Source organism: Specibacter sp. AOP5-B1-6, assembly GCF_052376555.1.
Classification (GTDB): domain Bacteria; phylum Actinomycetota; class Actinomycetes; order Actinomycetales; family Micrococcaceae; genus Specibacter.
The window spans coordinates 88,763-112,992 of sequence record NZ_JBQSVT010000003.1 but is presented as its reverse complement, the minus strand read 5'-3'; the positions used below and the strand labels follow the sequence as shown (position 1 = coordinate 112,992).

25 protein-coding genes and 1 tRNA gene are annotated in these 24,230 nt (G+C 64.3%); 15 read left to right on the top strand and 11 right to left on the bottom strand.

Going from position 1 to position 24,230, the window contains the following annotated elements; all coding sequences use genetic code 11:
- Positions 1-26: 26 nt before the first annotated feature.
- The 4 genes from ACT3TS_RS02535 to ACT3TS_RS02520 form a co-directional block, all read right to left on the bottom strand.
- Entirely contained in the window at positions 27-389 is a 363-nt protein-coding gene (locus ACT3TS_RS02535) for a zinc ribbon domain-containing protein YjdM (RefSeq protein ID WP_444529911.1), read from the bottom strand.
- Positions 390-511: 122 nt separating this feature from the next.
- A tRNA-Pro gene (locus tag ACT3TS_RS02530) sits at positions 512-588 on the bottom strand.
- 180 nt (positions 589-768) lie between these two features.
- The gene (locus tag ACT3TS_RS02525) at positions 769-1,719 is read right to left on the bottom strand and encodes a metallophosphoesterase (RefSeq protein ID WP_444529910.1); all 951 of its coding nucleotides are present in this window, start codon (positions 1,717-1,719) and stop codon (positions 769-771) included.
- Positions 1,720-1,731: 12 nt separating this feature from the next.
- Positions 1,732-3,966 carry a transglycosylase domain-containing protein gene (locus tag ACT3TS_RS02520; protein ID WP_444529909.1) on the bottom strand — a complete coding sequence of 745 codons (2,235 nt, stop codon included), beginning with the start codon at positions 3,964-3,966 and terminating at the stop codon, positions 1,732-1,734.
- A 36-nt stretch (positions 3,967-4,002) separates the two neighbouring features.
- Between ACT3TS_RS02520 and ACT3TS_RS02515 the strand changes: the two genes are divergently transcribed.
- The 3 genes from ACT3TS_RS02515 to ACT3TS_RS02505 are packed head-to-tail and all read left to right on the top strand — an operon-like array spanning position 4,003 to position 5,574.
- Entirely contained in the window at positions 4,003-4,158 is a 156-nt protein-coding gene (locus ACT3TS_RS02515; RefSeq protein ID WP_444529908.1) for a hypothetical protein, read from the top strand.
- 2 nt (positions 4,159-4,160) lie between these two features.
- Positions 4,161-4,646: a RidA family protein gene (locus ACT3TS_RS02510; RefSeq protein ID WP_444529907.1), complete on the top strand. Its 486-nt coding sequence runs from the start codon at positions 4,161-4,163 to the stop codon at positions 4,644-4,646.
- The gene (locus ACT3TS_RS02505; RefSeq protein WP_444529906.1) at positions 4,630-5,574 is read left to right on the top strand and encodes an NUDIX hydrolase; all 945 of its coding nucleotides are present in this window, start codon (positions 4,630-4,632) and stop codon (positions 5,572-5,574) included. Before ACT3TS_RS02510 ends, ACT3TS_RS02505 begins: the two co-directional genes overlap by 17 nt.
- 130 nt (positions 5,575-5,704) lie before the next feature.
- On the opposite strand, the gene ACT3TS_RS02500 is transcribed toward ACT3TS_RS02505, so the two are convergent.
- The gene (locus ACT3TS_RS02500) at positions 5,705-6,382 is read right to left on the bottom strand and encodes a Crp/Fnr family transcriptional regulator (protein ID WP_038465875.1); all 678 of its coding nucleotides are present in this window, start codon (positions 6,380-6,382) and stop codon (positions 5,705-5,707) included.
- Between the two features lie 236 nt (positions 6,383-6,618).
- On the opposite strand from ACT3TS_RS02500, the gene ACT3TS_RS02495 reads away from it, so the two are divergent.
- Positions 6,619-7,803: a MarP family serine protease gene (locus tag ACT3TS_RS02495; protein WP_444529905.1), complete on the top strand. Its 1,185-nt coding sequence runs from the start codon at positions 6,619-6,621 to the stop codon at positions 7,801-7,803.
- A gap of 93 nt (positions 7,804-7,896) precedes the next feature.
- Here the strand turns inward: ACT3TS_RS02495 and aroQ are convergent, their stop codons facing one another.
- Together aroQ and acs are read right to left on the bottom strand one after the other, a co-directional pair.
- Positions 7,897-8,355, bottom strand: a complete 459-nt coding sequence (aroQ, locus tag ACT3TS_RS02490; RefSeq protein ID WP_444529904.1) for a type II 3-dehydroquinate dehydratase — start codon at positions 8,353-8,355, stop codon at positions 7,897-7,899.
- A 129-nt stretch (positions 8,356-8,484) separates the two neighbouring features.
- A complete protein-coding gene (gene acs / locus ACT3TS_RS02485; RefSeq protein ID WP_444529903.1) occupies positions 8,485-10,461 on the bottom strand; it encodes an acetate--CoA ligase in 1,977 nt (658 codons plus the stop codon).
- 348 nt (positions 10,462-10,809) lie between these two features.
- On the opposite strand from acs, the gene ACT3TS_RS02480 reads away from it, so the two are divergent.
- The 3 genes from ACT3TS_RS02480 to ACT3TS_RS02470 are packed head-to-tail and all read left to right on the top strand — an operon-like array spanning position 10,810 to position 13,969.
- The gene (locus ACT3TS_RS02480) at positions 10,810-12,429 is read left to right on the top strand and encodes a hypothetical protein (RefSeq protein ID WP_444529902.1); all 1,620 of its coding nucleotides are present in this window, start codon (positions 10,810-10,812) and stop codon (positions 12,427-12,429) included.
- Between the two features lie 11 nt (positions 12,430-12,440).
- Positions 12,441-13,277: an endonuclease III gene (gene nth, locus ACT3TS_RS02475; RefSeq protein ID WP_444529901.1), complete on the top strand. Its 837-nt coding sequence runs from the start codon at positions 12,441-12,443 to the stop codon at positions 13,275-13,277.
- Complete coding sequence (locus tag ACT3TS_RS02470; RefSeq protein ID WP_444529900.1) at positions 13,274-13,969, top strand: NUDIX hydrolase; 696 nt, start codon at positions 13,274-13,276, stop codon at positions 13,967-13,969. Before nth ends, ACT3TS_RS02470 begins: the two co-directional genes overlap by 4 nt.
- 8 nt (positions 13,970-13,977) lie before the next feature.
- Here the strand turns inward: ACT3TS_RS02470 and ACT3TS_RS02465 are convergent, their stop codons facing one another.
- Positions 13,978-15,708, bottom strand: coding sequence for a bifunctional 3'-5' exonuclease/DNA polymerase (locus tag ACT3TS_RS02465; RefSeq protein ID WP_444529899.1), 1,731 nt, complete (start codon positions 15,706-15,708; stop codon positions 13,978-13,980).
- 120 nt (positions 15,709-15,828) lie between these two features.
- Here ACT3TS_RS02465 and ssd point away from each other — a divergent pair, with 120 nt between their 5' ends.
- The 4 genes from ssd to ACT3TS_RS02445 all read left to right on the top strand — a co-directional run bounded on the left by ssd (position 15,829) and on the right by ACT3TS_RS02445 (position 19,995).
- A complete protein-coding gene (gene ssd, locus ACT3TS_RS02460; RefSeq protein ID WP_444529898.1) occupies positions 15,829-17,055 on the top strand; it encodes a septum site-determining protein Ssd in 1,227 nt (408 codons plus the stop codon).
- A complete protein-coding gene (locus tag ACT3TS_RS02455) occupies positions 17,052-18,479 on the top strand; it encodes a TadA family conjugal transfer-associated ATPase (RefSeq protein ID WP_444529897.1) in 1,428 nt (475 codons plus the stop codon). Before ssd ends, ACT3TS_RS02455 begins: the two co-directional genes overlap by 4 nt.
- 215 nt (positions 18,480-18,694) lie before the next feature.
- The gene (locus tag ACT3TS_RS02450; RefSeq protein WP_444529896.1) at positions 18,695-19,369 is read left to right on the top strand and encodes a type II secretion system F family protein; all 675 of its coding nucleotides are present in this window, start codon (positions 18,695-18,697) and stop codon (positions 19,367-19,369) included.
- Positions 19,370-19,371: 2 nt separating this feature from the next.
- Complete coding sequence (locus ACT3TS_RS02445; RefSeq protein WP_444529895.1) at positions 19,372-19,995, top strand: type II secretion system F family protein; 624 nt, start codon at positions 19,372-19,374, stop codon at positions 19,993-19,995.
- Positions 19,996-20,527: 532 nt separating this feature from the next.
- On the opposite strand, the gene ACT3TS_RS02440 is transcribed toward ACT3TS_RS02445, so the two are convergent.
- Complete coding sequence (locus tag ACT3TS_RS02440) at positions 20,528-20,899, bottom strand: VOC family protein (protein WP_218712980.1); 372 nt, start codon at positions 20,897-20,899, stop codon at positions 20,528-20,530.
- Between the two features lie 58 nt (positions 20,900-20,957).
- Here ACT3TS_RS02440 and ACT3TS_RS02435 point away from each other — a divergent pair, with 58 nt between their 5' ends.
- Positions 20,958-21,383, top strand: coding sequence for a MarR family winged helix-turn-helix transcriptional regulator (locus ACT3TS_RS02435; RefSeq protein ID WP_444529894.1), 426 nt, complete (start codon positions 20,958-20,960; stop codon positions 21,381-21,383).
- Between the two features lie 197 nt (positions 21,384-21,580).
- Here ACT3TS_RS02435 and ACT3TS_RS02430 read toward each other — a convergent pair whose 3' ends face one another.
- On the bottom strand, positions 21,581-22,186 hold the full coding sequence (locus tag ACT3TS_RS02430; protein ID WP_444529893.1) for a hypothetical protein: 606 nt from the start codon (positions 22,184-22,186) through the stop codon (positions 21,581-21,583).
- Between the two features lie 396 nt (positions 22,187-22,582).
- Positions 22,583-22,852 carry a hypothetical protein gene (locus tag ACT3TS_RS02425; protein WP_444529892.1) on the bottom strand — a complete coding sequence of 90 codons (270 nt, stop codon included), beginning with the start codon at positions 22,850-22,852 and terminating at the stop codon, positions 22,583-22,585.
- An 18-nt stretch (positions 22,853-22,870) separates the two neighbouring features.
- Between ACT3TS_RS02425 and ACT3TS_RS02420 the strand changes: the two genes are divergently transcribed.
- Genes ACT3TS_RS02420 through ACT3TS_RS02410 form a run of 3 tightly spaced genes read left to right on the top strand, consistent with a single transcriptional unit; the run spans position 22,871 to position 24,198 of the window.
- Entirely contained in the window at positions 22,871-23,191 is a 321-nt protein-coding gene (locus tag ACT3TS_RS02420) for a DUF4244 domain-containing protein (protein WP_444529891.1), read from the top strand.
- A 55-nt stretch (positions 23,192-23,246) separates the two neighbouring features.
- Positions 23,247-23,840 (top strand): TadE family type IV pilus minor pilin, encoded by a 594-nt coding sequence (locus ACT3TS_RS02415; RefSeq protein ID WP_444529890.1) that lies wholly within the window; start codon positions 23,247-23,249, stop codon positions 23,838-23,840.
- Positions 23,827-24,198: an Rv3654c family TadE-like protein gene (locus tag ACT3TS_RS02410; RefSeq protein WP_444529889.1), complete on the top strand. Its 372-nt coding sequence runs from the start codon at positions 23,827-23,829 to the stop codon at positions 24,196-24,198. The genes ACT3TS_RS02415 and ACT3TS_RS02410 overlap by 14 nt, the downstream gene beginning before the upstream one ends.
- The last annotated feature ends 32 nt before the right edge of the window (positions 24,199-24,230 follow it).

Genomic DNA, 24,230 nt, shown 5'->3' with positions numbered 1-24,230 from the left:
TCCCTGTCTTAGATAGTTGGGGCGGATCAGACTTTCTTGACCACGCTGGACTTGAGCTTCATCGAACCAAAGCCGTCGACCTTGGCGTCAATGTCGTGTCCGTTGACAGGCTCAATGAGGCGGATGTTGCGCACCTTGGTGCCAATCTTGAGATCCTGGGGACTGCCCTTGATCTTCATGGTTTTCACAATGCTGACAGTGTCGCCGTCGGCAAGAATATTGCCCACGGCATCCTTCACGACAGACTCCTGCTCCGCGGCACCGGCTGTTTCAGCGGCAGCTTCAGCGGGGGACCATTCGTGTGCGCATTCCGGGCAGACCAGCAGTTCACCCATCGCGTAGGTGTACTCGCAGGCGCAGACGGGGCACGGGGAAAGTGTGTCACTCATGCGTTCCATCCTAGCCGCATCACCCGTGGGGACTTGATATTGGGCGGGGCGGGGGAGCCGTGGCACCGGCGGGATGGGATGAAAAAAGCAGCGACACCCAGTGGGTGCCGCTGCTTATTTCTTGGTCGGGGTGACAGGATTTGAACCTGCGGCCTCGTCGTCCCGAACGACGCGCGCTACCAAGCTGCGCCACACCCCGATCCGCAACTCTCCCGCGACCAGTGAAGGTCTGGAAAAGCAACCTCTAAAGAATAGCGGACGGGGGCTGGGATCACGAAATCGGGAACATTGACCGGCCCGTTTCCAGCCCGATTACCGTCGCTTTCCAACGGTGAACGGAAGGAGCGCGGGCTGCCCAATCAGGGCGTCCGGCCTTCCGTCAGCTCCGGGCCGTCAACGTCAACACAACAGCTTCAGGTCGGCAGGCGAAACGGAAGGGGGCAGTGCGTGCGGTGCCGATGCCGGCTGAAACGTTGACCGGCGTCGTAAGTCCATTGGCGACCCAGTCATTCAAGCCCCTGGCACGCCAGGTGGGCAGGTCGCAGTTGCTGACAAGGGCGCCGTAGCCGGGCAGGCAGACCTGGCCGCCGTGGGTGTGCCCGGCGAGGATCAGGTCCGCGCCTTCGCCGGTGAAATGGTCAAGGACGCGCTGGTAGGGGGCATGGGCGACGGCGATTTTCACGTGCGGGGCGCTGTCCTGGCCGACGGCACCGCGCGGCCAGCCGGCATAGCGTTCCCGGTTCAGGTGGGGGTCGTCAACGCCGCTGAAATCAAAACGGATGCCCTTCATCGGCAGCGACTGGGCACGGTTGGTCAGATCGACCCAGCCGCCCAGGCCGAAACCGGTGTGGAGCGCGTCGGTGTCCAGCGGAATGGGATGGTGCCGGCCCCCGGCGGCAAGCTTGGACGGACCGGAAAAGTAGGCGAACGGGTTCTTGAAACTCGGTGCGAAGTAATCGTTGGAACCCGGCACAAAGACACCGGGAAAGTCCATGAGCGGGCCCAAAGCGTCCAGCAGCGGGGCAATGGCCTTTGGGTGGCTCAAATTGTCGCCGGTGTTGACCACAAGATCCGGCTGGAGAGCAGCAAGGCTCCGCAGCCAACGGGTCTTTTTGTGTTGGCCCGGGGACAAGTGAATGTCCGACAGGTGCAACACGGTAAACGGCTCCGAGCCGGGCGGGAGGATGGCCAACGATTCGTCCCGGAGCTCGAACCAGTGGCGTTCAATCAAGGCGCCATAGGCCACGGCGCCGGCTCCGGCAGCCACGGCAAGCCCCGCCGCCGCGCTCAACGAGGAGAGGGCGGACGGGGCTGTGCGTGTTCGTGTCATCAGAGCTGCGCTCTAGTCTTTCTTGTCTTTATCTTTGTTGTCTTTGTCTTTGTCTTTATTGTTGTCTTTATTGTTGTCTTTGTCGTCCGCCGGCTTGGGTGGGATCACCACCGGCGGGTTGACCATGCTGGCCGGCGGGGCGTCAAAGCCGCCCACATCAAAGAACCCGGCAATCTGGTTCATGTAACCCTGCCAGGCCCTGCCCGCATAGGTGGCGCCGTCGACGTAGTCGATGCGCTGGCCGGCGATCAGCTTGCCGTTGTTGGACTCGTTCTTGTCCTCCGGGCTGCCCAGCCATGATGCCGTGGCCAGTCCGCGGGTGTAACCGATGGTCCAGGTGTGCTGGGAATCATTGGTTGTACCGGTTTTGGCAGCTGCCGGGTACTGCAGGCCGACCTGGTAGCCGGAACCTTGAGTCAGGACCTCTTGCAGCACGCTGTTCACGCCGGCAGCAACTTCAGGCTTGACAGTCTGGTTGCAGTTGGCGCCGGGCACCGGCCACTTGTCACCCTTCGCGTTGGTGATGGAAACTAGCGCAATCGGATCGCAGTGGACTCCGCCGGAGGCGAAGGTTGCAAACGCCGACGCCATGGTCAGGGGTGCAACCTCGCCGCTGCCAAGCAGGCTGCTGACATAGTCCACGTTGTAGGGCTCGTTGGGGTCCTTGCCCAAGTGGATGCCCGTTGCCGTCATCATCTTTTGAATGTTGCACATGTCCAGCTGGGCAGCGGTGGCAAAGGTGGCCGTATTCAGGGAGTTGTACAGGCCTTCCCTGGCCGTGACCGATTTGTAATTGGTGTCCCCGGCGTTCTGCAGGTCCTCGGTGGCCTCCGGATTGGAGGAGTCGTAAATGCCGCCGGTGACGCCACAGGAGTTGGTCCAATTGTGCGAGGCGGGGTAGCGGCGCACCGCTGCATTTACGGTGTCATTGATCCGGTGCCCGGAGTTGAGCCATTCGGCAAAGGTGAAGGGCTTGATGGTTGAACCCACATCGAAGCCGGCCGATCCGCCCAACGGATTGCCGTTGGCGTCTGCGCCGTCAACGTTGAAGTTGTAGTCGGTCCGCCACTGGCCTTCCGGCGCCGCCAACTTCGTGTTCTGGGCCATGGACAGGATCTTTCCGCTGCCTGGCTGCACCGTGACCAGGGACTGGCCGACCTTGTCGGGGTTGTTGTCCATCGGTGTGAAGTTCGCCAGCTGGGCCTGGGCTGCGTCCTGCAGGCCAGCATCCAGCGTGGTGTTGATCGTCAGACCGCCCTGGAGCAGCAGTTTTTGGCGGTCTTCCTTGGTCTTGCCATAGGCAGGATCGTTGACGAAAAGATTTGAGACGTACTCGCAGAAATACTCGGCACGGACAGCTGTGGTACAGCCCAATTGGTTGGACTGGATGTTCAAGCCAATGTCGGCGGCCACAGCGTCGGCATGTTGTTTCTTGTCGATCTTGCCCTGGTCCAGCATGTGGTCCAGCACCATGTTCCGGCGCGAGAGCGCATTTTCCGGATTGGCAACCGGGTCGTAGTAGCTGGGCCTGTTGACCACTCCCGCCAGCAGGGCGGCCTGGGGCAGGTTCAGGTCATTGGCGTGCGCACCAAAGTAAAAGTTGGAGGCCGACTCGATGCCGTAGTTGTTGTTGGCAAAAAACACCCAATTCAAGTAACCCTGCAGGATCTCGTCCTTGGAGTACTTCTTGTCGACGGCGATGGCGAGCTTGATCTCGCGCACCTTGTCGCCCACTCCCTTGTCGGCGCCCTGCTTGACTTTATCCAGCTCGCCGTTGGCAGCAAACGTCTGGATGATGACGTTGTTCACATACTGCTGGGTGATAGTTGAGGCACCCTGGCGCGCACCGCCCCTGGCCATCGAGGTTGCGGCGCGGATCAGCCCGCGGGCGTCAATGCCGCCATGCTCGTAGTAACGCGCATCCTCGACGGAGATGATCGCGTCCTTCATGTAATCGGAGATGTTGTCCAGCGGCACTTCCGTGCGGTTCTGATCGTAAAAGGTTGCCAGCACGGAGCCGTCCGAGGCCAGCATCTTTGATGACTGGGCAGGTTCGCCGATGGACATCTCATCGGGCAGGTCGTCAAAGAAGTCGATGGAGGAGGATGCCGTGCCGCCGGCCAAGGCCACTGCGGGGACCATCAGACCTGCCACAAGGACACCACAAATGCTGCTGACGCCCAGGAAGGCGACTATTTTGCCCAGGGTTGTGGCGGTATCGAAAATGGGGTGTTTTTTTGCTGCCATTTTCCCAGTTTAGCGGCAGGGGCTACGCTTTGAAGCATGACCAAATGGGAGTACTCCACAATTCCACTTATTATCCACGCGACGAAGCAGATCCTCGACCAATGGGGTGACGACGGCTGGGAGCTGGTGCAGGTGGTTCCCGGTCCCGACGGAAAAGGACTGGTTGCCTACCTGAAACGGGAGAAGGCCTAACCATGACCGCCGCGCCAACTCAAGGAACCCCCTGCATTGAGGCCCGCCTGGCCGAGCTGGGCTTAAGCCTGCCGCCCGTGACCCCGCCGGTGGCTGCCTATGTACCGGCAGTGATCACGGGCAACTACGTTTACACCTCCGGCCAGCTGCCTTTTATTGACGGCAAACTCACAGGTACCGGCAAGGTCGGCGCCGAGGTTTCAGCTGAGGACGCAAAGTCCATGGCCGCAACCTCCGCAATCAACGCCATTGCAGCGCTTAAAAGCGTCATTGGTGACCTTGACCGCGTGACCCGCATCGTGAAGGTTGTCGGCTTTGTTGCCTCCGATCCGTCCTTCACCGGCCAGCCGGGCGTCATCAACGGCGCATCCGAGCTCCTGGGTGAAGTATTTGGTGAGGCCGGCGTGCACGCACGTTCCGCCGTCGGGGTATCCGTTTTGCCTTTGGATTCCCCTGTTGAGGTTGAGCTGATTGCCGAATTCCAGTAGCGATTCCGCGGGCTTCCGGCCCGCGGGCACGCGGTGTTTCCCGCTGAACGACGATCAGCGGGAAGCTGCGCAGGCGTGGGTGGAGTTTGGCGCACGCACGCCCAGCAAACCGCGGCAGGCGTCGTCGGTGGTGTTGTTGAAGGACAGCCCCAGCGGCCTGCAGACGTTTTTGACATATCGGCCGGGCGGGTCGCCGCTGGGCACGGTGGCGTTTCCGGGAGGCACCATCGAACCCGCGGACGACGACGTCACCGACTGGGTGGGGCCCTCGCCCGTTGCGTGGGCCAAGGCCCTGGGCACGGACGACAGCAGCTTGGCCAAGCGCCACGTGGTGGCGGCCATCCGCGAGCTGTTTGAAGAGACGGGTGTTTTGCTCGCCGGACCGGACGCGTCCTCGTTGGTGGAAAACATCTCCGGGACCGAATGGATGCGGGCGCGCGAGTCCATTGCCACCCAGGATTCGACCTTCGCCGCGCTGCTTGACCGCTACGGGCTGGCCCTGCGCACGGACCTGCTCAAGCCGCTGAGCCATTGGACGAGCCCGGATTTTGCGCACAGGCGCTTTGACACGCGCTACTTTGCGGCAGCCAGGCCCATCAACCAGGAGCCGGCACGGCTGACAAGCAAGGGCGTCTGGGGCCGGTGGGCCAGCGCCGCAGACATTCTGGCCGACCGCACCAACACTGCCCTGGGTGATGAAATTGGGCAGCCCGCCACCATCGGCCTGACGCTGGGCGAACTCGTGGTGCCGGGTGTGGAGATCATTTTGGAAAAGATCGCCGCCGCCCGGGGCTGCATTGCCTACCTGAACCACAAGCGGCCCATCAACGAATACCGGCCGAAGCTCGTGGCGGATGCGCAGGAACACCTCAGCCTGGAAGTGCCGACGGCCCCAATGTCCGAGGGCGGCCCCTGCCGGGAACGGTAGCCGCGCTGCCGTTCTGCTGCTGCCCGGCGGCGGCTGTTTTGCCTCCCACGTGCGCAAAAATGTGACGAAAGGGCCCGGCCACCACATGGTGACCGGGCCCTTTCGTCGGTGGGTTGTCCTCCAGTGGGGACTAGCGTGAACGCTGGCGCAGCCGGTTGACGTCCAAGATCACGACGGCCCGGGCTTCGAGACGCAGCCAGCCGCGCTGGACGAACTCGGCCAGGGCCTTGTTGACGGTCTCGCGGGACGCGCCGACCAGCTGGGCCAGTTCTTCCTGCGTGAGCTCGTGGGCGACAAGGATGCCGTCGGTTGCCGGGCGGCCGAAACGGTCTGCCAGGTCCAGGATGGCCTTGGCCACACGGCCGGGGACGTCCGAGAAGACCAGGTCCGACAGGTTGTCGTTGGTGCGGCGCAGGCGCCGGGCAAGGGCCTGCAGGAGCTGCATGGAGACCTCGGGGCGGTTGCGGAGCAGGGCGTTGAGGGATTCGTTCTTCAAGCCGGCCAGGCGGGTTTCGGAAACGGCGGTGGCAGTGGTGCTGCGCGGTGCCGGGTCGAAGAGCGCCATTTCACCGAACAGCTCGCCCGGGCCAAGGATGGCAACCAGTGATTCGCGGCCGTCCGACGACGTGCGTCCCAGCTTTACCTTGCCTGACACAATGAAGTACAGCTGATCGCCCTGGTCGCCCTCACGGAAAACTGAAGCGCCGCGGGAGAGGTCCACCTCGGCCAGCTCGTCGGTCAACAGGCGGAATGCCTCGTCGTCGAGCGTGGCGAATAGTGGTGCCCGGCGTAGTACCTCGATGTCCATGAAAACTCCTTACAGTATGTAGCTAATCAGTAGTGACCTAATACTGATTGTTTCAGAACTTTTCCGCTTTTGTGACCAATTTGGCATTCCAGGCGTTCGTTGTCAGCATATTGGCAGTTTTGGCGCCCTATAAGTTCAGGTGTTACACGGCTTGCCCCGGTAACATGTGGAGCCGGGCACGGTTGTGCCCGCAAACCAAGTTGAGGGCCGGTGCCCGGGAGAGGCTGTGCGCAAGGGTGTTTGGGTTCTCATGGCTGGATGCGGTGCTGATCATATGGCTTTTGTGGCAACTGATCTACGGTTTGAACGTCGGGCTGGTGGTTGCCCTGGGCGGCCTCGCCGGGTTTGTGGCGGGCGCGGTGGCAGCCTTCTTCGCGGCGCCGTTCGTGAACCAGTTCGCACCAAGCCCGGGCTGGCGGACGGCCATGGTGATTGGTGCCACGATCCTGTTGATTGCCGTTGGCCACGCCGTGGGAATGCGTCTGGGCCGGGCGCTGGGGCGGCGCGTTAAATCAGAACCCGTCCGTGCCGTGAACCGGCTTCTGGGCGGGGCGTTGAATGTTGTTGTGGGCGCCCTTGTCATCTCCATGCTGGCTTTTGGCGTCTCGAACCTGGGCATCCCGGCAGTTTCCAAGCAGCTCAGCGGTTCGCAGGTTATTTCACGGATCGATTCCTGGACCCCCGACCCCGTCAAGGCTGCCGTCGCCCAGATCCGTTCCCTGGTGCTGGAAGAGGGGATGCCGGCACTGCTGAACCCCTCGGGCACCAATGTGGAAGTTGCCGCACCCAACGCCGACACAAACACGGACGCATGGAATGCCGCGGCACGGTCGGTCATGAAGATTTCAGGCACCGCCTTCCAGTGCGGCCAAAACCAGACGGGCACCGGGTTCGTGGTCTCACCCGGGCGGGTTTTGACCAATGCACACGTCGTTGCCGGCGTCTCCATGCCCGTGGTGCAGACCCAAAAGCAAGGCGCACTGCCCGCCCGTGTCGTGTACTTCGATCAGGTCAAGGACCTGGCCATTCTCGCCGTCGATTCCTTGGATGCGGACCCGCTGTCCACGGCGCCGACCGTGCCCGGGAACACCGTTGCCGCATTTGCCGGCTATCCCCTCGGCGGACCCCTGCAGGTGCGCCCGGCAACGGTCCTGTCCGCAGGGCCCATGCTGGTCCCGGACATCACCGGGGGCGCCAAGTCGGCACTGGATGTCTACCAGCTGGCCGGCAACGTCCAGTCGGGCAACTCGGGCGGGCCCCTGCTGGACGAGGCTGGACGCGTCATTGGGGTCGTCTTCGCGAAGGCAACCTCCACCGACAACGTCGGCTTTGCCCTGACCATGGAGGAAGCCGGCCCCGTCATCTCGGCGGCGCCCATGCTCAGCAGCGCGGTTGAATCGGGTTCCTGCAAGGTGGGCTGAGAGCCAGCGTCCGCGGTGCGCCGTCGTCCTGCCGGGGCCTATGGTCGTGTGGGTTTAGGGCAGGTGACTTAGGGCCGTGACTTGCCCGGCACTTTAGCCCAGGGACTTGTCCAGGGCGCTCACGGCGAGCTCGTAGCCGTGGATCCCGGCACCCACAATGACTGTCTGGCACACGGCCGAGAGGTACGAATGGTGCCTGAATTCCTCACGCTGGTGCACATTGGAGATGTGCACCTCCACCGCCGGAAGTTCGACGGCGGCGATGGCGTCACGGAGCGCCACCGAGGTGTGCGTGTAGGCGCCCGCGTTGATGATGATGCCCACCGCCGTGCCCCGCGCCGCATGGATGGCGTCGACCAGGGCGCCCTCGTGGTTGGACTGCAGGCAGGTGGCAGTGAACCCGGCGGTCTCGGCGGCCGCTTCGGTGAGCTGTTCGACGTCGGCCAGGGTGGCTGTGCCGTAAATCCCGGGTTCGCGGGTGCCCAGCAGGTTCAGGTTGGGGCCATTGAGGATCAGCAGGGCGCCGCGGTGCGGTGCAGTCGAAGGAGTCATGGCTTAATAATGCCCCACCAGCGCAACAGACCCGCCCGTTTAAACAACTGCCCCGCAGAAATGGTTGTGAAATCAAACGAAAACGATTGATTCAGCAACCACTTCTGCGGGGTAGTTGAAGGGCGGGGGTTACTTGCGGAGGGATTCCGCGATCTGGTTCATGACCGTGTTGTCGGCCAGCGTTGACGAGTCGCCCACGGCGCGGCCCTCGGCCACGTCCTTGAGCAGGCGGCGCATGATCTTCCCCGAACGGGTCTTGGGCAGTTCCGGGACCACCAGGATGGTCTTCGGCTTGGCGATCGGGCCGATTTCCTTGCCCACATGGTTGCGCAGCGTGGTGACGATGTCTGGATCATCCACGGCCGAGCCGCGCAGGATCACGAACGCCGCGACGGACTGGCCGGTGGTCTCGTCGGCAGCACCGACGACGGCGGCTTCCGCGACGGACGGGTGGCTGACCAGGGCGGATTCGATCTCCGTGGTGGAAAGGCGGTGGCCCGAGACGTTCATGACGTCGTCGACGCGGCCCAGGAGCCAGATGTCGCCGTCGGTGTCCCACTTGGCGCCGTCTCCGGCAAAGTACATGTCATCGAAACGCGACCAGTACGTGTCCTTGTAGCGTTCCTTGTCGCCCCAGATGCCGCGCAGCATGGCGGGCCACGGCTCGCGGATGACAAGGTAGCCGCCGTGTCCGTGCGGCACGGAGGTGCCGAGTTCGTCCACCACGTCGATGGCGATGCCGGGCATGGGGACTTGGGCGGAGCCGGGCTTGGCCGCTGTGACGCCGGGCAGCGGGGCAATCATGATGGCGCCGGTTTCGGTCTGCCACCAGGTGTCCACCACGGGGGCCAGGTCGTTGCCGATGACGCGGCGGTACCACATCCAGGCTTCGGGGTTGATGGGCTCGCCCACAGAGCCGAGCAGGCGGATGGAGGAGAGATCGTACTTGGCGGGGATGTCTTCGCCCCACTTCATGAACGTGCGGATGGCCGTCGGGGCCGTGTACAGGATGGAGACCTTGTATTTTTCCACGATCTCCCAGAAGCGGCCCTGGTGCGGGGAGTCCGGGGTGCCCTCGTAGATGACCTGGGTGGCACCATTGACGAGCGGCGCATAGGCGACGTAGGAGTGGCCGGTGACCCATCCGACGTCGGCCGTGCACCAGAAGACATCCGTCTCCGGGTGCAGGTCGAACACGGCGCGGTGCGTGTACGCGGTCTGGGTCAGGTAGCCGCCGGTGGTGTGCAGGATGCCCTTGGGCGTGCCCGTGGTGCCGGAAGTGTAGAGGATGAAAAGGGGGTGCTCGGCGGCATGCCCGACGGCGGTGTGCTCGGGGGAGGCGGCGCTGACGGTGTCGTCCCACCAGACATCGCGGCCCTCAACCCAGTCGACCGGCTCGCCGTTGCGCTTGACGACGACGACGTGCTGCACCGAGTGCCCCGGCGCGGTGAGCGCTTGGTCCACGGCGGGCTTCAGGGCACTGGGTTTGCCGCGGCGGAAGGTGCCGTCCGCGGTGATGACGAGTTTGGCCTCTGCGTCGTCGACGCGGCTGCGCAGGGCGTCGGCGGAGAAACCGCCAAAGACGACCGAGTGGATGGCGCCGATGCGGGCGCAGGCCAGCATCGTGATGACGGCCTCCGGGATCATGGGCAGGTAGACGGCCACGCGGTCGCCCTTGACCAAGCCCAGGGTTTCAAAGGCGTTCGCCGCCTTCTTGACCTCCTCGGTGAGCTGCGCATAGGTGTAGCTGCGGGTGTCGCCGGGCTCGCCCTCGAAGTGGATGGCGACGCGGTCGCCGTTGCCAGCCTCAACATGGCGGTCCAGCGCGTTGTAGGCGGCGTTGATTTCGCCGTCCTCAAACCAGGTGGCAAAAGGCGGGTTGGTCCAGTCCAACGTCTTGGTGAACGGCTTGGACCAGGAAAGGAGTTCGCGCGCCTGCTGGCCCCAGAACGCGGGACGGTCGGCATTGGCCTTGTCATATTCGTCGCTGTGGATGACCGCATTGGCGGCAAATTCCACGCTCGGCGCGAACTGGCGGTTCTCCGTGAGCAGGTTCTCCAGTGCGTCTCCGGACTGGTTGTCGGCTGCGGTTGTGACCTCAGACATCTAAAATCCCTTCGTTCCTTCATTGCTGGCGCCCCGCGAAAACCCAACCGCGCGGCGCCAGCGCTCCATGTTAAGGAAGCTGGGCGCAGCGTGCGGAATGGTGGCTGAGGACAACGTTTTGTTCCAGCTTTAACTGTAGCGCTTCCCACACCCCAACGTGTTTGCCGTCACAGGGCTGTGGGGTCAGCGGGGCCATATCTGCGCTCAAGTGCGCGCCGGCGGCCGCGGGAGCGATGGGCAGTTCTCCCCATCGGCGCATGTTTTGGCCTGATTAAGCTGTGGCTAGCTAGTGTTGCCTCTCCGCGGTAACTAGGGTGGGAAGTAATCGTCACGTTGAGGAGTAAGACCATGACAGAGCAACACATGCCTTCTACACAGGCAGCCACAAGCCCTGAGGGTCCAGCTGTCAGCACTGCCGCAGTTGGCCCGCTGACCATCCGGGACCTCGTCGTCCTGGGATCGGTTGCGATTATTTTCATCGCCTCCGTGGTGCCCATCATTGTCACACTCACCGGCAGCCTCAACCTGTGGAACACCAACGGCCTGTTCTACATTGGCGTTGGCGTTGTCCTGCCTTTGGTTGTTGGCGGCTTGTTTCTCGCCCGGCGGCTGAGCCCCGGAACCAAGGTACGCATCGGGTCGCTGTCGATTGACCAGTTCGCCTCCGTCGTGGCAGCCTTCGCCACGTTCTTCTTTTTCACCGGCACCGTCACCAACTTCCGGATCGCCTTCCTTGTGGGCTTGATCGGGTCACTGCTGTTGCTCGTTGCCACCGTTTGCGCCCAGTGGGTTCCCTTCCTGGCGTCCGACTTTGCCGGCAGGACAGAGGTGCCCGCCCATGTGGCCGCCCGTGACGCCGCACCCGCGGCCAAACGGCCCGCGACGCCCAAGCCCGCTGGCGCCAAGCCCGGTGCACCCGCCTCCGCTGGCGGCGTGCAGACCGGCGGCATGCCGTTTGGTGATGCACAGTCCGGTGTTGCACAGCCCGGTGTCACGCAGTCCGGTGTTGCACAGCCCGGACAGGGCCAGGGCAACCAGGGCCAGAACGTCTCTGCGGAAAATGCCGCCGAGGCGCAGACGGGCGCCCGCTCCGCTGGCCAGGCTCCAGCCGGACACACCTCGGCTGGCCAGATTTTCACGCCAGCCAACAGCTCCAACCCCGCCGGACATGCCGGTGCGGCCCAGGCTGGTGCCGCGCAGTCTCGATCAAGCCAGGCCCCCGCAGCGCAAGCCGCCGCCGCGGCCGCCGGTGGTCTTTCCGGTGCAGCAGCAGGTGCCGGCATTGCCGGCAGCCAGTCCGCCGCAGGTCAATCCGCTTCAGGCCAGCCTGTCGCAACCCAGCCCGCAGGTGCCGGGGATGCGACCAGGCGGGAGGCAGCCAGTGGGGCCGGGACCTCACACGGTGCAGCAGCGGCCAGCAGCCAGTCCGCCGCGCAGGCCGGCGAAGGAAAGCCGACCGGCTCGGACGCAGCAGCTCCCATCGCTGCGGCCTCGGCAACTCCGGCTTCGAGGGACCAAGGTGTATCCGGATCGTCCGATGATGCTGCCGCAACGACGCTGAACCCGCAGGTCGCCCAGCCTGCAGGCGGCAATGCCGCAACGAGCAGCATCACAACGGCTGCCGCAACGAACGCCGCAGCATCGAGCAGTGCATCAACGGACAGTGCCGCGAAGGACGAGGCTGCCAGCAACGCTGCAGCAAGCCCGGCGAAGGAAAGCATTGCCGCCACGGTGAACCCGAAGGCCGGGGCCGCCCGCGTCATCGCCGAACCGTTCTGGTTCGCCGTCGACCGTCCGCAGAACGTGATTGATGAAAAAACCCGCCAATTCATTTTCAAGCTGACACCGGGCTCGTGGATTTTGGCGCTGGAAGACCGCGGAAACAGCTTCCTCGTCCAAGACAACCACGGCAAGACGGGCGTGCTGCTGGACCTGGTCGGGATCGAGCGCGCCTCGGACAGCGAGTAGCGACGGCCACTGTGGCACCGGAATCGGCGCTGGGTCTCAAGCGCCGGGCCCGGAAGATCAACCGTGAACTGGCGCAGCTGTACCCGTATGCGCATGCAGAGCTCGATTTCCGGAACCCCTTTGAGCTGCTGGTGGCCACGGTGCTCTCGGCGCAGACCACCGACATTCGCGTCAATGCGGTGACCCCGGCGCTCTTTGCCCGCTTCCCCACCCCGTTGGCGCTGGCCCAGGCGCCGAGCGTGGAGCTGGAAGAACTGATCAAGTCAACGGGGTTTTTCCGGGCCAAGGCCGCGAACCTGCTCGCCCTGGCCGCCCGGCTGGTTGACGAGTACGACGGCGTCGTCCCCGGTTCCCTTGACGCCCTGGTGACGCTCCCGGGAGTCGGGCGGAAAACCGCGAACGTGGTGCTCGGCAATGCCTTTGGGGTGCCGGGCATCACCGTGGACACGCACTTCATCAGGCTGGCCCGCCGTTTTGGCTGGACCGAATCCATGGACCCGGTGCGGATTGAGGCCGACGTGGCAGCCTTGTTTGAAGCCAACGACTGGACCATGGTTTCGCACCGGGTCGTGTTCCACGGGCGGCGCATCTGCCATGCACGGAAACCAGCCTGCGGGGCCTGTCCCATCGCCCACCTGTGCCCCGCCTACGGGGATGGCGAAGTGGATCCGGTGAAGGCTGCGAAGCTGCTCAAGTATGAGCTGGCACCCGGGCAGGAGGAGTTGCTGGCACGCATGCTGTCCGATGTGGACAATGCTGCGCAATACCGGCAGGAATCCCAGCTTGCCGCGCGCACCACCGGCTCCCCGGCCAAGACTGCCGCCCCACCCAAGGAAGCGCTCCGATGAGTGCTTATGCGGATTTGGCAGTGCTTGCCGGGACGCTGGCCGCGACGACGGCGGATCCTGACACCGAGAGGTTGGGCCGGCCGGCGCTGTGGCTGGCGCCCAAAGACGCGGCAACGTTCCGCAAGGCCGCGGTGCTGATGCTCTTTGGCGCCCTGGACAGCATCCCTGCGGCGTCCGAAAAACCGCTGGCATCCGCAGACTTGGACGTGTTGCTGATCGAACGCGCCGCGACCTTGAACAACCACCCCGGCCAGGTGGCTTTCCCCGGCGGGGGAGTGGACCCGGGCGATGCGTCCGTGGCGGCCGCCGCCTTGCGTGAGGCCGAAGAAGAAACAGGACTGGACCCCTTGGGCGTTGAAGTTCTGGGGACGCTGCCCGAGATTCCCTTGTCCGTCAGCAATTTCATGGTCACCCCCGTGGTTGGCTGGTGGGCGCGGCAAACGCCCGTCGACGTCGTCGACTATGGCGAATCCGCCCAGGTATTCAGGGTGCCCGTGCGGGACCTGCTCGACCCGGACAACCGCTACACGGCCGTCCTGGCCCGAGACGGGCACAGCTATCGGGGCCCGGCGTTCGTTGTCAATGAGGTGGTGGTGTGGGGATTCACGGCGGGCATCCTCAGCTATGTTTTTGCTGAACTCGGCTGGGCCGTGCCCTGGGATGAACACCGGGAAATCCCGGCCCCGATTTAGCCACGGAACTATTTGGCGTCCGCGTAGCATTCGACAACGACGACATTGACGGGAAATTCCAGCGGAATCCTTCCAAAGATCAGCTCGGTTGCAGCCTTGGACGATTCGTGGAGAATTCGGGTGACTTCCTCCACCAGGTTGAGCGGGCAGTGCACCACCACCTCGTCGTGCAGGAACGCCACCAATTGCGGTGTTCCCTGCGCGGAGGTTCCCCCGGCGCCAGGTGAGTCGGCCGCCAGTGCCCGCAGCCGACGTCGTAAGTCAGCCAACCAGCAGCAGGCCCATTCGGCAGCCGTTCCCTGCACCACAAAGTTGCGGGTGAACCGGCCCCGAGACCGGGCAGCCGACTCGGCGCGGCGTTGTTCCTGGGCCGTGGAGCTTCGCTGGCCGTCATGCCATTCCTGGGTGGTGGGCGGGGTGCTGCGGCCCAAATAGGTGCTCACGCGTTCGCCGCGTTCACCCGCGCGGGCTGCTTGTTCCACGAAGTCCAGGGCGCGGGGGTACATGCGGGCCAGCTGGGGGACGAGCCGGCCGGATTCTCCCGTGGTGGCACCGTAAATGGCGCCGAGCAGGGCAATTTTGGCCATGCTGCGATCTCCGCCGAAGCCCTGGGCTGCGATGCCGGCGTAGAGGTCCTTGTTTTGGCCGGCTGAGTCCTGGCCGGCGGCGGCCATGGCTGTGTCCTGCGCCAGTGCGGCCAGGACCCGTGGTTCCAATTGCGCCGCGTCGGCGACGACGAAGGTGTGTCCGGGGTCGGCGACGGCGGCTCCGCGGATTTGTGCGGGGATCTGCATTGCACCGCCTCCGCGCGAGGCCCACCGGCCCGACACCACGCCACCAACGACATACTCGGAGTGAAAACGACCGTCACGGACCCATTGTTGGAGCCAGTTCCAGCCGTTGGTGGTGTACAGCCGGCTGAGTTTCCGGTAGGCGAGCAGGGGCTCAATGGCGGGGTCCTTGAACTCCATCAGCTCCCAACTTCGTGTTGATTTCACGTCAATTCCGGCCCTGTGCAGGGCCCGTATCAAGTCCTGCGGGGAGTCTGGATTGAGCGCGGGGGCGGAGAGTGCGGCGCGCAGCTGTGCGGCCAGTGCCTCCAATTTTTCCGGGCGGGTTTGGTTGGTTGGTTCGGGACCCAGCAAGTCATTGAGCAGCTTCCTGTGCAGGTCTTCCCGCCACGGGATGCCTGCATGCTGCATCTCAGCGGCCACCAAAGCGCCGGCAGATTCCGCACTGAGCAAAAGAGTGAGCCTGGGTGGGTGTGTGGAGGAATTGACAGCCGCCTTTTGGGCGCCCAGTTCCCGTGCCACGGAGGCAAGATCCCAGGCGGGAGTGCCTGTGTTTGCTGCGGGGGCGTCAAACAAGCTGTCCTGGCCCGCGTGTGTCCCCATGGATGACGAGCCTTGCCGGAGCGCATCGATTTCCGGTGGCAGCGGGGTGAACTGCTGCTGGTAGCCGGTGTTGGCGGCAAACTCCGATTGCAGCAAAATGTTTTGGCACAGGGCCAGGTCGTGGCACCGTTCAACCCGCACGTCTGCCGCGAGCAGCTGCGGGTACCAATTCGACGCCCGGTCCCAGACCCAGCGGGGGCGGTGAGCCTCTTCCAGGCCCCGCACTGCCGAACCCAGGGCTGGCAGTGACAGCGTTTGGACGGCAGCGGCGGGGGTGCCGTCGTCGTGCCTGAGCTGGACCACGGCAGAGGAGGCTTCGGGGCCCATGGCCAGCAATGCGTACATGGTTTCCATTCTCCACTGGCCGCGGGCTTAATTCCTCCACAGCCGCCCCCGCCCGCCAGCTTCTCCACTTATTGCCCCGGGGGCGTGCGATCCGGCACGGGAGGAGGGCACAGTTGCATTATGAGACGCCGCAACGACCTGCCCCGTGGCCCGGCGCCGGAGGCTTGGCTTCCCCGCCGGGACACCACAGTTTTGCTGCTGTCCGCTTCCGTTGAACTCCAAGGCGCTGTGGGGCGGGTCAGCGCGGCAGCCGCCGTCGAACTGATCGTGGGGGACGGCTTCGGGAACGTTGCCGGCCGCTGGGACGATGTGGCCGCGGTGCTGGTTGATTCCGCGCTCCTGACCGACACGGGTGTGGCGGCGGGGCTTGCGGGCTGGCGCGGCCCCACCGCGGTTGTTGGCTTTGTCCGGGATTCAGCGCAGATGTGGCAGCAGGCAGAGCTGTTGGGCGCCGACCGGGTCGCGATCCTGCCGGATTCCGCGCCCTGGCTGGCGAACTATTTGAGTTGCCTGCGGAATCCAGCCTCGGGGGCCGGGGTGGTCGGCATTGTGGGCGGGTGCGGCGGGGCTGGTGCGTCGACGCTCGCGGTGTTGGTGGCAGCCGAGGCCGCGCGGCGGGGCACTAGGACGTTGCTGGTTGACGGGGATCCCTGGGGCGGCGGCTTGTGCGCTGCGTTGTCGGCGGAAGACGTCCCGGGGCTGCGCTGGCCGGAGTTGCTGCGGGCATCTGGGGCCATCAATCCCGAACACTTGGCCGCCTCGCTTCCGCAGCTCGCCGGGTTGACACTGCTGTCGTGGGACAGCAGCCACAAGTCAGCCGGAGTCCAAGCACCGGGCGGCGCGTTCGCTGTACCCTCCCCGGATTTATTGGCTGTTGGTCGGGCACCGGATGCGGTCCCGGGCGGAGTCCAAACCGCCGAGGCGGAGGTCATGCGTGCTGCCCGGGGCGCCTATGGGCTGGTCGTTGTGGATTTGGGCAGGACCCCGGATGCCTTCAATTCACTGGCCCTGCAGTGCAATGGCCTGGTGGTGGTTGTTCCGGCACGGGCCAGGGCTGCCGCTGCCGCCCTGCAAATGCTGGAGGAGCTGCCGCCCATGCCGGTGGCGGCAGTCGTGCGCGGACCGCTCGGGGAGGGACTCGATGCCACGATGGTGGCTGCCGCGGTGGGTCTGCCGCTTGTTGGCCGGCTGCCAAGGCTGCGCGGCGTGGCGGAGGCGCTGGAGTCCCGACGCCTGCCGGAACTGCTGCGACGTCGGCCGGTGCGGACCCTCGTCGCCAACGTCCTGGTGTGGATGGCAGGAGACACGCCAAACAGGGGCGGGACTCCGGGGCGGAACAAACAGTGAATGCGGAGAAGTCCTCGAAGGACCGTGCCCAGGGGCCGTGGGACGGTGCCGTGGACGCGCAGCTGTTGGATGTTGTCCGGCGCAGCGTCCTGGCCCAGTCGGGGCCGGTGACGGACCTTCAAGTTGCTGCAGCCGTCAGGGAAAGCGGCCGGCTGCTTGGCGCGGCCGGATCCCTGGTGGCCATGGAACGGATTGCAGCAGAACTCAACGGGCTGGGACCGCTGCAAGGACTGGTGAAGGATCCCAACGTGACTGACATCTTTGTCAACGCCCCGGACTCGGTGTGGCAGGACCGCGGGGCCGGGCCGGAACGGGTGGCCGTGGGGTTTTCCGGCGAGGCCGAGCTGCGCGCGCTCGCGGTGCGACTTGTGGCCAGCGGCGGGCGCAGGCTCGATGAAAGCAGCCCGTGCGTCGATGTGAAGATTGCCTCCGGGTACCGCATTCACGCGGTCCTGCCGCCCATCTCCGCAACAGGAACCCTGCTGTCCATCCGCATCAAACGCCGCACCGTCCTGACCCTGGCCCAAATGGTTGCCGCCGGAAGCATCGAACCGCTGCTCGCACAGGTGTTGGTTGCAGTGGTTGGGCACCGGCTGAACTTTCTCATCAGCGGGGCGACGGGAGCTGGAAAGACCACCCTGTTGTCGACGCTCCTGGGACTGTGCCCTGCGCAGGAACGGCTGGTTCTCATCGAAGATGCTGCTGAACTCGAGCCGGAGCATCCCCACGTGGTGACGCTGGAGGCGCGCCACGAAAACGCGGAGGGTGCGGGGGCCGTGGACCTGGCGGAACTGGTGCGCCAGGCCCTGCGCATGAATCCGGGCCGACTGATTGTGGGCGAGTGCCGGGGCAGGGAGGTCCGCGAGCTGTTGATGGCGATGAACACCGGCCACAGCGGGGGAGGCGGGACCATCCACGCCAACAGCGCCCGTGATGTGCCGGCCCGGCTTGCCGCTTTGGGAGCCCTCGCTTCCATGACACCTGAAGCGGTGTTCCTGCAAGGGGCCAGTGCCCTTGACGTCGTCATCCACCTGACCCGGGCCAAGGGGCGCCGCATCCTCGCCGAGATTGCGATGGTGGAATTGCACAACGGCAGACTGGAGGTCGTGCCTGCCCTGTCGCTGGCGGCTGTTGCTGGGCAGGAGAGCGGCGGATTGGAAGAACGACGGCGGGACGGCCCGGACCGCGGCAGGCACGCCGGCCTGCCTGCCGGCCAGGCCGCCGTCGTGCCCGGGGAGCAGCCTGGCGGCAATCCTGACGACGGGTCTGTGGACCAGTCCGCCAACCAGCCTGGCATGCTGACGGCCGGACTGGTCCAAGGCCCAGGTTGGGCGCCTCTCGCGGCGAGGTTGGGTCTCGAGGAACTCTTGGACGATCCGCAACGTCGTGACACCTCTGCCAGCAAAACTGCCGCCCGGCCATGAACACACTATTGGTTTTTGCCCTGTCAAGCGCAGCGTGCTGGCTCTTCGCCGGCGGCCGAACCCCCTGGCGGACACCTCCACGCCGGCCTGCAAGACACGGCCCCGGCGCCTTTGCCCGACAACGCCCACCGCCGCAAGAGTCGCTTCCGCGGCTTGTCCGGCAGCTGGCATCCCTGCTGGCGGCAGGGCGCACCGGACCAATTCTTTGGAGCGCAATGGCACAGGTTCTGGCCGCGGAACAACGCCGTGTGCAAGGTGCCGGTGCCGAAGCCAGGGGCCGGGTTGGTGCCGGGGGCGCGGATTTAGCCAGGGCAGCAGGCGCCCAACGGCAACAGATGGCGGGCACGGGTCGGGCAGGTCAATCTGCCTCGGGGCCGGACGCCACGCTTTTGCTGGTGCTGGCGGTCCAACGGGCCAGCGCCATGGGGCTGCCAACAGCTTCGGCAATTCGCAATGCCTGCGGAGAATCGGCCGGCCACGGTGGCGAGCGCCGCCAAGGCAGTGGCACCCTGACGCCTCAGCAGCGCAGGACCTGGCTGGATGTGGCTGCATGTTTTGAAGTGTGTGAGGCAAGCGGGGCCCCCGTCGCCGCGGTCCTGGACCGGTTGGCAGCCGCAATCGAGGCCGATCATGACGCAGCGGCTTTGCGGGAAACGGCGCTCGCAGGACCGCGAGCCACCGTGCGGCTGCTGACCTGGTTGCCATTCGTGGGACTTGGGCTGGGCATGGTGATGGGTGTCGACCCGTTGGCGGCGTTGTTTGGCAGCCCGGTCGGGTGGACCGTCCTCGCCGCTGGTGTGGGGTTTGCTGTCGTGGGACGGACATGGTCGGCAAAAATGATCTCCTCCGCCGCGCGTCCCGTTCAAACCCTGTCCGGGCGGAGGCGGTAGCCATGGGTGCAGTACTGGTCCTGGTGCTGGCCGCATTGGCCGTCCTGTGCTTGTGGGGTGCATCCCCTGGCAGTCCACTCGGGGACCGGCGCTTCCGAGCCAGGAACCGGAATTTCCGCAGCGCCGCCGGTGAAGACGCGACGAGGGCGCACGGCATCGAGGGAGGCCGTGGCAGTGCAGCGCCTGTGGTGTCCGGAGGAGTGGCGTCGGTGCCGCTTTTGTTGGAATTGCTGGGCAGTGCGTTGGACTCCGGATTGACGGTCCAAAATGCCTTGCGTGTGGTGGCTGAGGTGTCGGAACCGCGGCTGCGGGAGAGCCTGTTGCGGGTGGTCGCAGGTCTGGAGATCGGGGCATCGTGGCAAAACTCGTGGGAAGGGAACCTGGCCCGCAGCGACGTTGCCCGAATCCACGACGCCCTGAGCTTTGGCGCCCTGACGGGTGCCTCCGCGGCCCCCTTACTTTACGCCGAGGCGAAACAATGCCGCACGGCTGCCGCCCGCACTGCCGAGAAGCGTGCAGCGGCGCTGGGCGTGAAGCTTGTCCTCCCGCTCGGGCTTTGCTCGCTGCCGGCATTCATCGCCCTGGGCGTCGTGCCCGTGGTGATGGCCATGATCCCCGTTCTTTGAGGCGTTTGAGGCTTCCGGGTTTTTGTAGGATCCCACGCTGCCTGTCACCAGCGGATCGGTCTGACCTGCAACGATGATTCAAGCTGGAGCCGGGGAATTCTCACATTCGTGTCACTTTCCTTCGATGTACATCACGGCTTGTAAAAATCGTGGCCGGTATCCCGCACGCGATGACCAAATCCAGTGTGACACCGAAGTTCCAGGCGGGCATCGAGCTCGCGTTCGCCGGGGCCAGATCAGTAGGAACGTGGGTACGTGAATTCTGCCCCGTATAACGCCCGCGCGTTGACTGGGCATTTACTCGGGCAGGGCATACGGGTATCTGGCTCTCGCAGAACCATGCGGTTTCGAAAATGTCAGAAACCCTCTGCGCATGTTCCAGCGGTGAACCGGCTTACTGTGGCGTCTAAATGGCATGGCGAGTTCAATCGGTTGAACTCGCCCAGCCATTTGGGACCGAGGTAGTTCCCTGTGTGTGATTATAGGCTTTGAGGTACTCGTTTCCACTTGAAACGGCACCGACCTGCCCGGGTTAGATGCGTGTGGCGCGATCGTGAATGGTGATTGTGTAACCGTCGGGATCCTGAAAGACGAATGTCATTCCGAATGGGCCCTCGAAGGGTTCCCGCAGGATGGTCGCACCCGCCCCCGCTACGGCACTGTGCAAGGCGACGGCCTCAGGATCATGCAGCCAGAGCGCAACGCCGAGCCCCAATGGGCCAGATTCGAGATCCAAGCCCGGTTCGGGGTCGCGAATCGCGAAGGTCGGCTGGGTGTCGAAGACGACGGCGTGAGGAGGCGAAAATGGTGCCCGGGTCAGACCGACGGTGTTCTCGTAGAAGGCTGCGGCCTTCTCGAGGTCGCGTACCTGCAGGGCAATGAAGTCGGGACCGGTGACGGCCATAATAATTCTCCTTGTATGTCAGTTTCCTTACACCCAGACACTATGTCAGAATTCTTACATGAGCAACCGGGAACAACAGGTCGGATACGTGGTCAAGCAGGCGCAATCATTGCTTCGGATTCGCATGGAGGAGGCGCTGCACCGGTACTCTCTCACTGTTTCCCAGTACTCATGCCTTCACCATCTGCTTCGCGAGCCGGGGATCTCCGCTGCGGGGCTGGCCCGCGCCACATTTATGACGCGCCAGTCTATGAACTCGATGCTGCAGCAATTACTCGAACGTGGACTGGTCGAACGCCCTTCCCGCCCAGAGAGCGGTCGCGCTTTACCGACAGCACTCACGGCGGCTGGTGCTGATATCCTCTCCGCCGCACAAGCTGAAGTGGACAGAGTCGAAGAGCGGATGCTTTCAGGACTTAGCCCCTCAGAACTCCTCTCGCTCACTCACGGACTCAAAGCTTGCGTTAAGGCGCTGGAATACTGAGCCTGCAAGCAGGACCCTTTCGTCAGCAGCTATCCCGCGAGACGTTCCGCTTGCGGCAGCTTGGGCGCGGACACCAGCCTTGTCGTGGCCGGCAGTACTGAGTGGGCCACTATTATCTTGGGTCAAGGGAATGCGAGTCCGAAAAAACCGGATCTGACGCTGCCTGTCGACCATGGATACTGGTCCAAACGGCCCGGTTACCGGTTGGCTTTGGCCTGACGCCTGACGGACCTGAGCCATACCCAGATCGTCCCTGCCAAGAACAGGGAAATTATCGCCACGGGTAAAACAAGGAAAACAAGAACAAAGTTGCCGACGACTGCAGCCACTGCGCTGATGCAGCAAAGAACCACTCCCGCAACAGCCATCACACGGACTATGCGCGTCCAGCTCCGGACATCGCGGTCGGTCAGTAGGATCAGTGCCGCCTTGGAAGCTGCCACCGCTTCCGACTCGAACAACTGGGCCACAAATAAGCCCACAACAATCGGGAAGACTGCCAGCCCCGGGTTGCCAACTGGACGATTGAGGACGACAGCCATGACGGTGTAGACCACGATGACGCCAATGAGCAGTCCATACTTCCACCTGCGCCGGGTCAAGACTATACGCCCGGCCCGCGTCCTGCCCACCACAATAATGGCACCCGAAAACATGACAACGCCAGCCGCCAGACTGATCGCTATACCAGTCAATGCCTCCGGCGACTGGCTCCAAATCATAATCAGCGAGATGAGGGCAAGAACAATGACCAGCAATCCGCCGGTGATCCGGATACTCGCCTCAACCCGTCGGGATGCCATGTGCCAACTGCACTCCCCCAACGAGATGGTGTCAATGCCGAACTGCCCCAAATCCAGAAATGGGGACAGACCCGAATTCGCTTGACTCGACAATGAAGTGCTGAATCCGTCCCGCAGGAGGTTCCCCATTCGGGACAGCCGACAGAGCATCGACTAGCTAGGGTCCTTGGTCTTGTTAACGACCGCAATCGAGCCAACGACTTGTGACACGAAACCCTGATCAGTGACAGGCAGAACCGGGACTTTCAGTGAATGGAACGTTCGAAGACTTGGCCTAGCCCTGAGGTGGTGTCATGAAATTGGGGCAAATGACACGCTGATGCCACGAAATCGGGACAGGTGCCAACCAGCTCGTGATCCTACAGCTTTCTGGGGCGGGCCGATGTTCCATGCCGGTCACGGTCCGAACAGCTGCTCGGGCGCGCGGCAGGCACATTCATTCATCCACAGGCCGTGCTGGCCCCCGGGCAGTCCACCAATCGCCAAAGGGGCCTTTCGCCGAATCGTTCCGGGGAGAAGAGTTGCTGCAACAGCTTGAACCGGGCAGTTTTCCAGCAGGATGCGGCCCCGGAATTCGAACTGGGGCAGCACCGACACCAGCGTCCGCCAGGCTTTTTTGACCGGCCGCTTCGGCAGGATGCATTGCCTGAAACCGAGAATCAGCACTTGATACGAGGAGTGAAAATGGACAGCAATGAAGTCGCCAGAGGACTCGTTCCCGGTGCCGACGGCGCACCTGGCGCCGAAAACGTCCGGGAGATCTTTCCGGGGGCAAGCACGAACACGCCCGTGGTGAACCGCCCTGCCGGCCCACACCCGGCGGGGGATCCGGGGCAGGGGACGCGGTGGGCAAAGGCCAGCTTGGAGGCCGGCATGGCGACTGCGGAATACGCGATCGCAACGCTGGCTGCTGTGGGATTTGCCGGGCTCCTTGTCGTGATCCTCAAGAGCGATGAAGTGCGGGGATTCCTCCTGAACATCATTCGCACGGCGTTGAGTTTCTAGCCCGCACAGGCAACAGAAGAGGGCCGGCATGTCATTGGAAAGCCAGGATCGGGCCATGGCTCGAATCCCACGCCAGGGCCAAGCGCCGTCCACGCACCACGCCCAGAGTAAGGACCGTACCAGCGGGGTGCGGGGCACAGCAGCCCAGAAGGGATCGGTGACGGCCGAACTGGCCGTGGTCCTCCCGGCGATTACTGTGCTGCTGGCCATTCTCCTGCTCAGTGCTTCCGCCGGTCTCCTCCAACTGAGGCTGGAAGAAGGTGCCAGGGCGGGGGCTCGCGCCCTGGCCCGTGGCGACTCGACAGCCCAGGTCCAAGAAATAGTTGCACGGGTGTCCGGGGCGCAGGCGGCTGTTTCAGTGGGACATTCCGGCGGCTATGCCACCGTCACCGTCGAGGGTCAGGTCGGCGGGGTTCTGTCCGGGCTGGTTCCCTGGACACAGACCGCACAGGCCAGCGCCAGGGTTGAAGTCCGGAACAACGGGGCAGGCGTTCAGCGGGAGCCGGAAAACTTGGCGATGCGCCAAGGCAAATCAATCCACAAGTCGGCACTGTGGCGGTGGGTGGCGGATCCGGGCTGCCAGTTGGGCGCAGGCCATTGCGGAACAGTCGCCGTGGTCCAGGGTGGGGACTTTGATGACCAGGGGTGAGGAAGGTGCCGGAACGGTATTGGCCGCCGGACTTGCCCTGGCCATGCTGTTGCTCATGGCACTGGTGCTGGGACTTGGCCAAGCGGCAGTCGCGGCAGCCAAGGCAGCCACCGCCGCGGATTTGGCGGCGCTTGCGGCCGCGGATGCCTACAGGGGGCTTGTGCCTGGGGAACCCTGCAGGATTGCCGCCGACGTGGCAATGCGGCACGGGGCAGAACTGCTTGCCTGCACGTTGGCAGGCGACTTGTCGGTGCAAGTTCAGGTGCAGGGAGCGGCCAGTGTCATGGTGCCGTGGCAGGCGTCAGGCAAGTCAAGAGCGGGCCCGCCACCGGACACGGCCGGCCCCGGCCCGCCCTGACAACTTTTCATCTGCCAACTCCTCATCTGCCA

Coding starts and splice junctions, on each gene's coding strand:
- ACT3TS_RS02535 (WP_444529911.1), bottom strand. CDS start 389: ATGAGTGACACACTTTCCCCGTGCCCCGTCTGCGCCTGCGAGTACACC.
- ACT3TS_RS02525 (WP_444529910.1), bottom strand. CDS start 1,719: ATGACACGAACACGCACAGCCCCGTCCGCCCTCTCCTCGTTGAGCGCG.
- ACT3TS_RS02520 (WP_444529909.1), bottom strand. CDS start 3,966: ATGGCAGCAAAAAAACACCCCATTTTCGATACCGCCACAACCCTGGGC.
- ACT3TS_RS02515 (WP_444529908.1), top strand. CDS start 4,003: ATGACCAAATGGGAGTACTCCACAATTCCACTTATTATCCACGCGACG.
- ACT3TS_RS02510 (WP_444529907.1), top strand. CDS start 4,161: ATGACCGCCGCGCCAACTCAAGGAACCCCCTGCATTGAGGCCCGCCTG.
- ACT3TS_RS02500 (WP_038465875.1), bottom strand. CDS start 6,382: ATGGACATCGAGGTACTACGCCGGGCACCACTATTCGCCACGCTCGAC.
- aroQ (WP_444529904.1), bottom strand. CDS start 8,355: ATGACTCCTTCGACTGCACCGCACCGCGGCGCCCTGCTGATCCTCAAT.
- acs (WP_444529903.1), bottom strand. CDS start 10,461: ATGTCTGAGGTCACAACCGCAGCCGACAACCAGTCCGGAGACGCACTG.
- ACT3TS_RS02480 (WP_444529902.1), top strand. CDS start 10,810: ATGACAGAGCAACACATGCCTTCTACACAGGCAGCCACAAGCCCTGAG.
- ACT3TS_RS02470 (WP_444529900.1), top strand. CDS start 13,274: ATGAGTGCTTATGCGGATTTGGCAGTGCTTGCCGGGACGCTGGCCGCG.
- ACT3TS_RS02465 (WP_444529899.1), bottom strand. CDS start 15,708: ATGTACGCATTGCTGGCCATGGGCCCCGAAGCCTCCTCTGCCGTGGTC.
- ssd (WP_444529898.1), top strand. CDS start 15,829: ATGAGACGCCGCAACGACCTGCCCCGTGGCCCGGCGCCGGAGGCTTGG.
- ACT3TS_RS02450 (WP_444529896.1), top strand. CDS start 18,695: ATGGCACAGGTTCTGGCCGCGGAACAACGCCGTGTGCAAGGTGCCGGT.
- ACT3TS_RS02445 (WP_444529895.1), top strand. CDS start 19,372: ATGGGTGCAGTACTGGTCCTGGTGCTGGCCGCATTGGCCGTCCTGTGC.
- ACT3TS_RS02440 (WP_218712980.1), bottom strand. CDS start 20,899: ATGGCCGTCACCGGTCCCGACTTCATTGCCCTGCAGGTACGCGACCTC.
- ACT3TS_RS02435 (WP_444529894.1), top strand. CDS start 20,958: ATGAGCAACCGGGAACAACAGGTCGGATACGTGGTCAAGCAGGCGCAA.
- ACT3TS_RS02430 (WP_444529893.1), bottom strand. CDS start 22,186: ATGGCATCCCGACGGGTTGAGGCGAGTATCCGGATCACCGGCGGATTG.
- ACT3TS_RS02420 (WP_444529891.1), top strand. CDS start 22,871: ATGGACAGCAATGAAGTCGCCAGAGGACTCGTTCCCGGTGCCGACGGC.
- ACT3TS_RS02415 (WP_444529890.1), top strand. CDS start 23,247: ATGGCTCGAATCCCACGCCAGGGCCAAGCGCCGTCCACGCACCACGCC.
- ACT3TS_RS02410 (WP_444529889.1), top strand. CDS start 23,827: ATGACCAGGGGTGAGGAAGGTGCCGGAACGGTATTGGCCGCCGGACTT.